This is a genomic window from Caulobacter sp. SSI4214 (assembly GCF_012184455.1).
In the GTDB taxonomy this organism is placed as follows: domain Bacteria; phylum Pseudomonadota; class Alphaproteobacteria; order Caulobacterales; family Caulobacteraceae; genus Caulobacter; species Caulobacter vibrioides_E.
This window is the reverse complement of sequence record NZ_SZWJ01000027.1, coordinates 1-12,008: the sequence shown is the minus strand read 5'-3', so window position 1 is coordinate 12,008 and position 12,008 is coordinate 1. Positions and strand designations below refer to the sequence as shown.

10 protein-coding genes and 1 pseudogene are annotated in these 12,008 nt (G+C 68.2%); 5 read left to right on the top strand and 6 right to left on the bottom strand.

All coding sequences use genetic code 11. The features are described from left to right. The first annotated feature begins 134 nt into the window (after nt 1–134). Both FCU40_RS10250 and FCU40_RS10245 read left to right on the top strand, forming a co-directional pair. On the top strand, nt 135–347 hold the full coding sequence (locus FCU40_RS10250) for a hypothetical protein (protein WP_004617780.1): 213 nt from the start codon (nt 135–137) through the stop codon (nt 345–347). A 66-nt stretch (nt 348–413) separates the two neighbouring features. Further along, on the top strand, nt 414–776 hold the full coding sequence (locus FCU40_RS10245) for a hypothetical protein (protein ID WP_004617778.1): 363 nt from the start codon (nt 414–416) through the stop codon (nt 774–776). A 120-nt stretch (nt 777–896) separates the two neighbouring features. On the opposite strand, the gene FCU40_RS10240 is transcribed toward FCU40_RS10245, so the two are convergent. Beyond that, nucleotides 897–2,327 carry an XRE family transcriptional regulator gene (locus FCU40_RS10240; RefSeq protein ID WP_168074713.1) on the bottom strand — a complete coding sequence of 477 codons (1,431 nt, stop codon included), beginning with the start codon at nt 2,325–2,327 and terminating at the stop codon, nt 897–899. Between the two features lie 164 nt (nt 2,328–2,491). Between FCU40_RS10240 and FCU40_RS10235 the strand changes: the two genes are divergently transcribed. The 3 genes from FCU40_RS10235 to aceB all read left to right on the top strand — a co-directional run bounded on the left by FCU40_RS10235 (nt 2,492) and on the right by aceB (nt 6,154). Further along, complete coding sequence (locus tag FCU40_RS10235) at nt 2,492–4,111, top strand: isocitrate lyase (RefSeq protein ID WP_004617773.1); 1,620 nt, start codon at nt 2,492–2,494, stop codon at nt 4,109–4,111. A 37-nt stretch (nt 4,112–4,148) separates the two neighbouring features. After that, a complete protein-coding gene (locus FCU40_RS10230) occupies nt 4,149–4,382 on the top strand; it encodes a hypothetical protein (protein WP_004617771.1) in 234 nt (77 codons plus the stop codon). 191 nt (nt 4,383–4,573) lie between these two features. Beyond that, the gene (aceB, locus tag FCU40_RS10225) at nt 4,574–6,154 is read left to right on the top strand and encodes a malate synthase A (RefSeq protein WP_168074712.1); all 1,581 of its coding nucleotides are present in this window, start codon (nt 4,574–4,576) and stop codon (nt 6,152–6,154) included. A 45-nt stretch (nt 6,155–6,199) separates the two neighbouring features. Here the strand turns inward: aceB and msrA are convergent, their stop codons facing one another. From msrA to FCU40_RS10200, 5 genes and pseudogenes are all read right to left on the bottom strand, one after another. Next, entirely contained in the window at nt 6,200–6,712 is a 513-nt protein-coding gene (gene msrA / locus FCU40_RS10220; RefSeq protein WP_004617767.1) for a peptide-methionine (S)-S-oxide reductase MsrA, read from the bottom strand. A 116-nt stretch (nt 6,713–6,828) separates the two neighbouring features. Beyond that, the gene (locus FCU40_RS10215) at nt 6,829–8,430 is read right to left on the bottom strand and encodes a dipeptide ABC transporter ATP-binding protein (protein ID WP_168074711.1); all 1,602 of its coding nucleotides are present in this window, start codon (nt 8,428–8,430) and stop codon (nt 6,829–6,831) included. Then, nucleotides 8,430–9,254 (bottom strand): ABC transporter permease, encoded by an 825-nt coding sequence (locus tag FCU40_RS10210; protein ID WP_168074709.1) that lies wholly within the window; start codon nt 9,252–9,254, stop codon nt 8,430–8,432. The genes FCU40_RS10215 and FCU40_RS10210 overlap by 1 nt, the downstream gene beginning before the upstream one ends. Beyond that, complete coding sequence (locus FCU40_RS10205; RefSeq protein WP_175582071.1) at nt 9,251–11,797, bottom strand: ABC transporter substrate-binding protein; 2,547 nt, start codon at nt 11,795–11,797, stop codon at nt 9,251–9,253. The genes FCU40_RS10210 and FCU40_RS10205 overlap by 4 nt, the downstream gene beginning before the upstream one ends. Beyond that, a pseudogene (locus FCU40_RS10200) lies at nt 11,794–12,008 on the bottom strand (tetratricopeptide repeat protein); the annotation flags it as partial. The gene FCU40_RS10205 and the pseudogene FCU40_RS10200, both read right to left, overlap by 4 nt.

Here is a 12,008-nt window from a genome sequence, read left to right as displayed (position 1 = left end):
GCGCTGACTGGACCAGGGTTCGTCGCCGGCCGCGTGAACCGACTGGGACCCGGCCGTCCGCCGGTCGGGTCCTCCTTTTTGAGCGCGCGTCCAGAGTCCCCGCGACTTTTGGCGCCTTGTCAGGAGCCAAGTCCGTGCCCTTCGACGACGAAATCTCTTCTTCGGATCCGGAAGCCACCACGACGCTGCTGCGCCATGTGATCAAGGCCTGGGGGCGCGAGCACGGCATTGCCGACGCTCAATTGCCGAACCTGGTTCACGACGTGCTCGGCTACGTCAACGGCGTCTTGCGCGACGGCCGGTTCGCCGCCAGCGCGCAGAGCGTGGCGTCGAGCGCGAACGGCTAAGCTGCTTTGGCCGCGGGTCAGCGTCCGCGCCCTCGAGGAGCGCCGCGCGGTGGGGAGAGGCGAGCCATGAAGATTGTCGTGCAGAGCCTACTGGATAGCGGCGGGGTCGCCGTCTTGGCGGAGATTCTCGCGATCGCGCTTTTGCCGGTGATCGCTTTTCTGGTCGGTCGCCTGTTCGCGGTCGAGGCGCAGTTGGCCCGGGCGCGCGAGCGCGTGGTCGACGCCCTGGCCGAGATCGACCAGGTGCGAAACGAGTTGAGGCTCGCGCGAGATCGCCTGGACCAGACGCGCCAAGTCGCCATCCGAGCCCTCGCCGAAGAGCGCGACGTCCTGTTCGTGGCCTCGCGGAGCGCGATCCAACCCTTTGGCGAGGGACGTTGCGACCTCGTCGGCCGCAAGCTGACCGAGGCTTTGCACCGGCTCGCCTGACGGGGCCTTAGAGCGCGTTAGGTTTAAGTGTGAGCGGTTAAACCGCTCGAACGCGCTCTAAATGTTTGAATTTAGGGCCTGTTATCCGTTTCAAATGATGCCATTTGAAACGGACAGGCTCTAGCGGGGGGCGAACGGGAAGGGCGACAGCGACTTGCTGGTTTCCTCGACCAGCAGGGTGCGGTTGATCGGCGCCGCGGCGCGTTGCGGACAGGCGGGACGCTCGCAGATCCGGCAGGAGGGGCCGATTTCCACCGCGATCGGATTGGCTATGTCGAGGCCCCGCGCTTGCACCAGCTTGCTGGCGTATTTCAGTTCGCAGCCCAGGCCGACGACCAATTCGTCCTCCAGCCCCGCTTGCAGGCCCGAGGTGCGCCGGACGGTGCGGGACAGGGTGAAATAACGCTCGCCATCGGGGGTCTCGATCACCTGGGTGACGATGCGGCCCGGCGTCTTGAAGCTGTCGTGGACGTTCCAGCGCGGACAGGCGCCGCCAAAGCGGGAGAACGGGAAGGGGCCGGCGGCGAAGCGCTTGGAGATGTTACCCGCCGCGTCCAGCCGCATCATGAAGAACGGCACCCCGCGCGAGCCGGAGCGGCCCAGGGTGGTCAGGCGCTGGGCGGCCTGTTCGTAGCTGATGCCAAAACGCGGCCGCACCCGTTCGATGTCGTAGCCGCTGGTCTCCATGGCGGCTAGGAACGGCTCGTAGGGCATCATGATCGCGGCGGCGAGATAGCTGTCCAGGAACACTTTCAGCAGCTGGCGCGTGGCGCGGTCGGGGGCCTTGAAGCGATCGGTCAGGTCCGACAGCAACTCGCCGCCTTCCATAAGGCCCAACTGATAGCACATGCCGAAGGTTCTGCTGGCGTGGGCCAGGGTTTCGGACAGCATCAGGCGCTTGCGGTGGTGGTCGTAGCGGCGCAGCGAGCCGGTCATGACCTCGGCCGGCATGATCCGGGTCTGGACGCCGAAGCGGCTCTGGAGACGCTCGCGCACGGCCGGACCCAGATCCTGGGGATCGGCCTTCAGCTGGGCGACGATGGCCTCGGCGAGGGTTTCCAGCTCGGCGAAGTGGTTGCGCTGGGCGCCGACCAGATCCCGAACCCAGTCGGTCGGGGAGGCCTGATCCGACGCGGGGCCCGCGCCGTCGGGCCTTTCGAAGGCGCCCAGGTCGATCAGCCGGCCGCGATCTAGATAGGCGCGATAAAGGCGGGTCATGGCCTCGGCCAGGCCCGGCGACAGCTCGGCGACCTCGGCCGCCTCGTGGCGCGAGACGCCCAGGTCGGCGAACATCTTGTCGGCCAGCACCTCGTCCAGCCCGGCGCCGCCGCCCGGATCGTCGGCCGACAGGCTGCGCAGGTCCAGATCATAGGCGTCGGCCAAGCGCAGCAGGATCTGAGCCGTCACCGGCCGCTGGTTGCGCTCCAGCAGGTTCAGATAGCTGGCGGAAACGCCCAGGTCCTCGGCCATCCGCGCCTGGGTCACGCCCAGGTCGCGCCGCAGCCGCTTCAGCCGCCCGCCTAGAAAAAGCTTTTTGTCATTCGTCGCCATCCGGTCAATTTGTCATGACTTTACAGAAATTACAAAGTCGATCTTTGACAAATTGCCTTCAATAGGTTCGACCGATCCCGCGGCGCGGCGTTAGCTCACCACGACGAGTTTTCCTTGGCCAGCAAGGCTTCGCGCCACTGGCCTCCGAAGTGGGATTGATGATCATGACGCAGCGCAAGACCTATGCCGAACACCGCGACGCCCTGCTGGCGCGCTATCCCCAGGGCGTCACCCCGGGCGGCGTGGACATCGACGACATCATCCAGCTGAAGCTGCAGAACACCTTCAACACCCACCTGGACATCGCGCGCGCCATGGCGCCGGTTATGAGGGCCGACATGGCCGAGTATGACCGCGACAGCAGCAAGTTCACCCAGTCGCTGGGTTGCTGGTCGGGCTTCCACGCTCAGCAGATGATCAAGGCGGTCAAGCGCCTGCGCGGCACGACCAAGGGCGCCTATGTCTATCTGTCGGGCTGGATGGTCGCGGGCCTTCGCAACCGCTTCGGTCACCTGCCGGATCAGTCGATGCACGAGAAGACCTCGGTCGTCGATCTGATCGAGGAGATCTACGTCTCGCTGCGCCAGGCCGACGAAGTGGCGATCAACGACCTGTTCAAGACGCTGAGCGCCGCGCGCAAGGCTGGCGACCAGATCGCCGAGCAGGCCGCGATCAAGGCGATCGACAATTTCGAGACCCACGTCGTGCCGATCATCGCCGACATCGACGCCGGCTTCGGCAACGAGCACGCGACCTATCTGCTGGCCAAGGAGATGATCAAGGCCGGCGCCTGCTGCCTGCAGATCGAGAACCAGGTCAGCGACGCCAAGCAGTGCGGACACCAGGACGGCAAGGTCACGGTGCCGCGCGAGGACTTCATCGAGAAGCTGCGCGCCTGCCGCCTGGCCTTCGAGGAACTGGGCGTCGACGATGGCGTCATCGTCGCCCGCACCGACAGCCTGGGCGCGGGCCTGACCCAGAAGATCCCGGTCAGCCAGGAGCCCGGCGATCTGGCCAGCGACTACATCAAGTGGCTGAAGACCGAGCCCGTCACGCCGCAGAACCCGTTGAAGGACGGCGAACTGGCGATCATGAAGGACGGCGCCTTCGTCAAGCCGGTGCGGATGCCCAACGGCCTGTTCGCCTTCCAGGAAGGCACCGGCCGCCAGCGCGTCATCGAGGACTGCATCGCCAACCTGACGCAAGGCGGCGCCGACCTGCTGTGGATCGAGACCGACACGCCGAACGTCGACGAGATCGCCTCGATGGTGGCCGAGATCCGCAAGGTCGTGCCGAACGCCAAGCTGACCTACAACAACTCGCCGTCGTTCAACTGGACGCTCAATCTGCGCAAGCAGGTGCGCGAGCAGTGGATCGCGGAAGGCAAGATCCACAAGGACAGCTATCCGGACGGCGCGGCCCTGATGTCGGCCGAGTACGACAAGAGCGACCTCGGCCGCGAGGCCGACGAGCGCCTGGCCCGCTTCCAGGTCGATATCGCGGCGCGCGCCGGGGTGTTCCACAACCTGATCACCCTGCCGACGTTCCACCTCACCGCCAAGAGCGTCGACGAGCTGTCGCGCGGCTACTTCGGCGAGGATCGGATGCAGGCCTATGTCAACACGGTGCAGCGCGAGGAAATCCGCCGCGGCGTGTCGGCGGTGAAGCACCAGCATGAGGTCGGCTCGGATCTGGGCGACACCTTCAAGGAAATGGTCGCCGGCGAGCGCGCCCTAAAAGCCGGCGGCCACGCCAACACCATGAACCAGTTCGCGGCCGAGTAGGCCGCGAACCCCACCCTTTCGACCGAGGAGCAAAGCCATGACCGCCACGCAATTCGCCCCCGCCGCCATGCCGGACACCGACGCCCAGAAGCGGGCGGTGGATCGCGTGGCCGAGGCCGCCCACCGTCTCAATGACGCCGTGCAGCGCGCCATCGCCGCCGGCTACTCGGTGGAACTGGTGCGCACCTCGCGCCATCACGACGGTTCGGGCAACTGGGGCGACCAGATCGTTCCGACGGTCCGCGAAAAAGGCGCCGAAAAGAGCGCTTAAGGCCGAGAAAGTCCGGCGTCGGTGCGTGGTCCTCGCCCTTCGATACGTGGAGGGTGAGGACCATTGCGAACGTCGCGAAGAGACGTCCAGTTCAAACGCTTGCAGTAGAAACGGCCGCAAGAGAAACCTCGTCCCGAGCTTGTCGAAGGACGAGGTTTCGGCCCCACAAGCCTACCCACGGAAAGCTTCCCATGCCGCTCGATATCGCCGCCAACATCCAGGTCACCGGTCCCGTCGAGGGGCGCGCGGTAGAGGTGCTGACCCCCGAGGCGCTGGCCTTCGTGGCTGACCTGCATCGCCGCTTCGAGCCCCGCCGTCGCGAGCTGCTGGCGGCCCGCCAGGCGCGTCAGCGCCGTTTCGACGCCGGCGAACTGCCCGACTTCCTGCCGGAGACCGCGCTGGTCCGCGCCGCGGATTGGAGTGTCGCGCCGGTCCCCGCCGACCTGCTGGACCGCCGCGTCGAGATCACCGGGCCGGTCGATCGGAAGATGATCATCAATGCTCTGAACTGCGGGGCCAAGGTGTTCATGGCCGACTTCGAGGACGCCACGGCCCCGACCTGGGCCAATGTCGTCGAGGGGCAGATCAATCTGAAGGATCGCTGGCACGGGGAACTGACCCACGTCGACGCCAAGTCCGGCAAGGCCTACGCCTTGGGGCCGAACCCGGCGGTGCTGAAGATCCGCCCGCGCGGCTGGCACCTGATGGAGCGCAATCTCGAGGTCGACGGCCAGATCGTCGCCGGCGCCCTGTTCGACTTCGGTCTCTATGCCTTCCATAACGCCAGGGCGACGCTGGAGCGGGGCTCGGGCCCTTACTTCTATTTGCCCAAGCTGGAGAGCCATCTCGAGGCGCGCCTGTGGAACGACGTCTTCGTCCGAGCCCAGGAAGCGCTGGGCCTGCCGGTCGGCACGATCAAGGCCACGGTGCTGATCGAGACGATCCCGGCCGCCTTCGAGATGGACGAGATCCTGTTCGAGCTGAAGGATCACATCGTCGGCCTGAACTGCGGCCGCTGGGACTACATCTTCTCGTTCATCAAGCGCCTGGGCCGTCGCGCCGAATTCCTCACCCCCGACCGCTCGGCGATGGTCATGGGCAAGGCCTTCCTGGGCGCCTATTCGCTGAAGCTGATCCAGACCTGCCACCGTCGCGGCGCGTTCGCCATGGGCGGCATGGCGGCCCAGATCCCGGTCAAGGGCGACGACGCGGCCAACCAGGCGGCCTTCGCCAAGGTCAAGGCCGACAAGGAGCGCGAGGCCGGCGCGGGCCATGACGGCACCTGGGTGGCCCACCCCGACCTCGTGCCAGTGGCCATGGAAGTGTTCGATCGGCTGATGCCCACGCCGAACCAGCGCGACAAGACGCTGGCGGACCTGGAAATCACCCAGGCCCAGATGCTGGAACTGCACGACGGCGTGCGCACCGAGGCCGGGGTTCGCGAAAACATCCGCGTCGGCGTTCGCTATACCCAGGCCTGGCTGGAAGGTCGCGGGGCCGTGCCGCTCTACAACCTGATGGAAGACGCCGCGACGGCCGAGATCTGCCGCACCCAGCTATGGCAGTGGGTCCGTCTGGCCGCGACGCTGGACGACGGCCGGGTGCTGACCTCGGAGCTGTTCGTCAGCCTCTTCACCCAGGAGATGGCCGACCTGCGCCGCGACTTCGGCTCGCCGCGCCTGGAGGAGGCCGCGCATCTGTTCACCCAGATGGTGCTGTCCGACACGCTGGAAGAGTTCCTGACCCTGCCGGCCTACGAACTGATTTCCTGATCAAAAAGAAAGGGCGGGCCACTGGCCCGCCCTTCGACTGTACATCTAGCTCGCCGCCCGCGCCGGGAGCTTCCAGCCCGGCCGGATGAAGTGGCAGGTGTAGCCGTTGGGAATGCGCTCCAGATAGTCCTGGTGCTCCGGCTCGGCCTCCCAGAAGGTGCTGGCGGGCGTCACCTCGGTGACCACCTTGCCCGGCCACAGGCCCGAGGCGTCGACATCGGCGATGGTGTCCAGCGCGACCTCCTTCTGTGCTTCGCTGGTGTAGAAGATCGCCGAGCGATAGCTGTCGCCGATATCGTTGCCCTGACGGTTCAGCGTCGTCGGGTCGTGGATCTGGAAGAAGAACTCCAGCAGCTGGCGATAGCTGATCAGCGCGGGATCGAAGATGATCTCGATGGCTTCGGCGTGGCCGCGGTGGTTGCGGTAGGTGGCGTTGGCGACCTCGCCGCCGGTATAGCCGACGCGGGTTTTCAGAACGCCCGTATAGCGGCGCAGCAGATCCTGGACGCCCCAGAAGCAGCCCCCGGCGAGGATCGCGGTTTCGGTGGTTTCGGCCATGGCTCCAATTCCTTGCTAGGGCTTCGATGTAGGTCATCCCGCGACGTCGACAAGCCTTTTCGAAAGCGGGGGCGCCGGCTGCGTCGCGCTTTATGTCTCCCTCGACCCCGTCCGGGCTAGATCCCGTCGCCGACGCGGGCGGCCAGGGTTCGCGCCAGGTTCGGCGTCGCGGCGATCAGTTCGGCGGTGTACGGATGCTTCGGCGCCGCGAACACCTCGGCGGTGGGGCCGCTTTCGATGATCCGCCCCCGCTGCATCACCAGCACCCGATCGGTCAGGCCGCGCGCCAGGCTCATGTCATGGGTCACGAACAGGTAGGCCACCCCCAGCTCGTCGGAGAGCTTGGCCAGCAGGTCCAACACCTCGGCGCGGACGGTGACGTCGAGGGCCGAGACCGCTTCGTCCAGCGCGATGACGGCCGGCTCGACGATCAGGGCGCGGGCGATGGCGATGCGCTGGCGCTGACCGCCGCTGAACTGGTGCGGATAGCGGTCGGCCGCCTCGGGCGGCAGGGCGACCTGGGCCAGGACCGCCTCGACCCGAGCGCGACGGGCTTGGGCGGACAGGCGGGCGTCCAGCAGGCGCAGCGGCTCGGCCACCAGCCGATCGACGGTCCAGCGCGGATCGAGACTGCCCTGGGGGTCTTGGAAAACGATCTGTATGGCCCGACGTCGCCGGGGGGGCGAGGCCGGCGTGAAGGGCTCGCCGGCCAGGCGCACCTGTCCGCCCTGGACCGGGTCCAGCGCCAGGAGGGCGCGCAGCAGGGTCGACTTGCCGCTGCCGGACTCGCCGACCAGACCGACGATCTCGCCCGGCCGGATGGTCAGCGACACGTTCGACAGGGCGCGGAAGGCGGGGGCGCGACGCAGCCCTCGGCGGGGACCGGGAAAGTCGCGGACCAGGTCGCGGGCTTCCAGAACGGCTGGCGCGGCGGGATCGGGCTTTCGAACCCGCGTCGGCGCGTGCTCGGCATGGGCGACGAGGGCGCGCGTATAGGGATGGGAGAGGGCGGTCAGCAGGGCGCCGGTCTCGCCCTGTTCGACGATCTGGCCATCCTTCATCACGGCCAGGCGGTCGGCCGCCTGGGCTACCAGGGCCAGGTCGTGGCTTATCAGGATCAGGGCCGCGCCGTCCTCGCGCACCAGGCGCAGAAGCAGGTCCATGATCTGAGCCTGGGTGGTGACGTCCAGCGCCGTGGTCGGCTCGTCGGCGATCAGCAGGCGAGGCGAGCAGACGACGGCGATGGCGATGGCGACCCGCTGGCGCTGGCCGCCCGACAGCTCGTGCGGATAGCGGCTCAGCGGGATGCCCTTCAGGCCCACGCGGTCCAGGCTTTCGCGGGCGGCGGCTCGGGCTTGGGCGTGGGAAGCCTTGCGATGCAGGCGCGCGACCTCGGCCACTTGGTCGCCGATGGTCATCACCGGGTTCAGCGCCGTCATCGGCTCTTGGAACACCATGCCGAAGCGGTCGCCCCGCAGGCCGGACAGCACGGCGTCTGAAAGGCCGACGAGATCTCGCCCCTCGAACCGGATCGCGCCCTCGATCCGCGCGCCGGTCGGCGGCAGGCCCAGGATCGAAAGGGCGGTCATCGACTTGCCGCTGCCGGATTCGCCGACGACGCCCAGCACCTCGCCGGCGTCCAGCGACAGGGACAGGCCGTTCAGGATCGGCTTGCCGCCGATGGCGACCTTGAGCGCCTCGATCTCCAGCAGGGCCATCAGGGCTCTCCGTCGAGGCGGGGGTCCAGGCGATCGCGCAGGCCGTCGCCCAGCAGGTTCAGGCCCAACACGGTGATCACGATGGCCAGGCCGGGGAAGACCGCCTGCAGCGGCGCGATGGCCGCCAGGGTCTGGGCGTCGGCCAGCATCTTGCCCCAGCTGGCGGCCGGCGGCTGGACGCCCAGGCCGACATACGAAAGTCCGGCCTCGGCGATCACGCCCAGCGAGAACTGCAAGGTCGCCTGGACGATCAGCACGCTGGCCAGGCCCGGCGCGATGTGCTCCAGCGAAATCCGCGCCGGACCCTTGCCCGCCGCGCGGGCCGCCAGGACGTAGTCGCGGGTCCACAGCGAAAGGGCCGAGCCGCGAGTCAGTCGCGCGAAGACCGGCACGTTGAAGACCCCGATGGCGATGATCGCGTTGATCGCGCCAGGACCCAGGGCGGCGGTGATCAGGATGGCCAGGATCAGGGCCGGGAAGGCGAAGACGACGTCCGTGGCGCGCATGACCAGCTCGTCGACGAGGCCGCGTCGGGCCGCGGCCAGCAGGCCCAGAGGGACGCCGATTCCGGCGCCCAGCAGCACCGCCACCAGCGACACCGACAGCGCGTTGCCCGCGCCGACGAGGATCATCGACAACACGTCGCGGCCAAAGTGATCCAGGCCCAGCCAGTGGGCCGCCGAGGGGCCTTGCAGCCGATGGTCGATGTCGAAGGCCGCGACGTCGTAGGGCGTCCAGATCCGCGACAGCAGGGCGGCGGCGATAAAGCCGCTGGTGATGACCCCACCGGCGACGAGAGCGAGAGGGCGACGCGCGCGGCTCATCGGGCGTGGCTCCGCAGGCGCGGATCGACCAGGAGATAGGCCAGGTCGACCAGGAAGTTGGCGGACACCACGACGAAGACCAACAGCATCACCACGCCCTGCGCCACGATCAGGTCGCGCTGGGTGACGGCTTGCAGGACCAGCCGCCCCAGGCCCGGCAGGAAGAAGACGTTCTCGATGATCACCCCGCCGGCCAGCAGGAAGGGAAACTGCAGGCCAAGGATGGTCAGTACGGGGATCAGGGCGTTGGGCAGGCCGTGACGCCACAGCGCCTGTCCCGCCGTCAGGCCCTTGGCGCGAGCGGTGCGCATCCAGTCCTCGGTCAGGGTGTCGATCAGGGCCGAGCGAACCACGCGGGCGATGATCGCCGCCTGGGGCGCGGCCAGGGCGATCGCGGGCAGGGCCAAGGCCTTCAGCGCCGGAACCAGACCCGCCTCCCAGCCGGGGAAACCTCCGGCCGAGACCCACTTCAGACCGATCGAGAACACCATGACCAGCAGCACCGCGAACCAGAAGTTCGGAATGGCGACGCCGATCTGGGTCAGGCCCATGACCAGCGTGTCGGCCGCCTTGCCGCGCCGCGCCGCCGCCAGGGCGCCGATCGGCGCGCCGACGATGATCGACAGCGCCATGGCCAGTCCGGCCAGCGGCAGCGAGACGCCGATGCGCTCGGCGATCAGCGCCGCGACCGGCGTCTGATAGGTGTAGCTGACGCCGAAGTCGCCATGGAGCAGGCCAAGAAGCCAGGCCAGGTAACGCTGAGCCGCGGGGCCTTCGAGACCCATCTGGTGGCGCAGGTTGGCGATCGCTTCGGGGCTGGCGTTCAGGCCCAGCATGTAGGCGGCCGGGTCTCCGGGCGCGACCTGGATGATGGTGAAGACCACGAGGCTGGCGACCAGCAGGGTCAGGAGCATGACCGCCGCCCGGCCCGCCAGATAGGCCGCGCCGAAGCGGACCGCGACCAGGGCGAGACCGCCCGCGACGGCCAGGGCCAGGACCCCGCCGACGATCGCGCCCGCCGCTCCGCTGGTCGTCTGGGTGGAGGCTTCCGCCCCGCCCGCGCCGCCGAACGACGCCGCGCGCAGGTCGATGGTCTGGGTCGGGGTGTTGAGCCAGAAGTCCCTGAGCCGCGCGTCGAACACCCCCAGGCGCGGGAACTGGAACAGGAAGCCATTGACCGCGTCCTGGGCGATCTGGCGCTGGATCTGGCCCAGGATCGCCGTGCGCTGGCCCTCGTCGGTGGCGGCCTCCAGCGCCTGCATCAGCCGGTGGAACGCCGCGCTGTGATAGCCGAAATAGTAGTCGTCCTTGTCGTAGATGCCGTAGTCCATCGGCTCGGCGTGGCTGACGATGGTCAGGTCGAAGACGTGACGGCCATAGACCTGATCCAGCCACTGGGCCCACTCGAGGGTCTCGATCTTCACGCGGATCCCCGCCTTGGCCAGCTGGGCGGCGACGATCTCGCCGCTGCGGCGGGCGTAGTTGGGCGGCGGCAGCTTCAGGGTCAGGTCGAGCCCGTTGGGATAGCCGGCCTGAGCCAGCAGCGCCTTGGCCTTGGCGACATCGTGCGGATAGAGGCCGGTGAGGTCGACATAGGCGGCGTTCTGGGGCGGGAAATGGCTGCCGATCGGCGTTCCGTATCCGTACATCGCCCCGTCGATGATCGCCCGGCGGTCCAGCGCGTGCTGGATGGCCCGGCGCACCCGGACGTCGGCCAGCGGCCCGACCCGCTCGTTGATGGCCAGGATCACCTCGCCCTCGCTGGAGCCGGTGATCACCTTCAGCGCCGGATCGGCGCGCAGCTGGGCCAGATTCTCCGGAGCCGGATAGTCGGGGAAGGCGTCGATCTCGTGGGTCTTGATCGCCGCGAAGGCCGCCGCCGGGTCGCCGATGAACCGAAAGCGCACCGTCTTCAGCTTGGCGGGCTGGCCCCAGTAGCCGTCGTTACGGACCAGGGTGATCGCGTCGCCGCGCCGCCAGCCGACGAACCTGAACGGACCAGTGCCGACCGGCGCGGTCGCCAGGGTCGCGACCGACTTCGGCGAGACCATGACGCTGTCGCCCCAGGCCAGGGTGTAGAGGAGGTCGCTGTAGGGGGCGGAGAGATGCAGGCGCACGGTGCGCGGATCCACGACCTCGACTTGTCGGATCACGCTCAGCGCCTGCTTCTGGACGTTGGTCGAGCCCGGCGCGATGGCGCGCTCCAGGTTGAACTTGACGATGCTGGTGTCGAACGGAGTCCCGTCCTGGAACTTCACCCCGTCGCGCAGGTGGAAGGTGTAGGTCAGGCCGTCGGGCGCGATCTCCCACCAGGTCGCCAGCAGCGGCTTGACCGCGCCCTGGGCGTCGAGCCGCACCAGGCCCTCGAACACCGCGCCATACACGACCTCGTCCACCGCCACGGCCGCGCCGGAGGTCGGGTCGAGGTTCGGCGGCTCCAGTTGCAGGGCGACCGTCACCGTGTCCTTCGGCGCGGCCTGAGCGACCGGCGCGAAGGCCAGCAGGCAGGCCGCCGCCAGACCAAGAAACGCGCTGACCTTCACGCCAGGCGAGCCCAAGCCTTGGCGGCCTCGGCGGGGAGGTCCAGGCGATCGTAGATCTCGGCCAGGGCGCGGTTCAGGGGCACGCCATCGGGATCGAAGCCGCGCCGCAGTTCCAGCGCCTGCTGCGCCTCCGACAGGCGCCCGGCGCGGATCAGGGCGTTCAGGATCAGCTGGTCGAACAGGTCGCGCTGGGCGTGGCTGCCGCCGATCT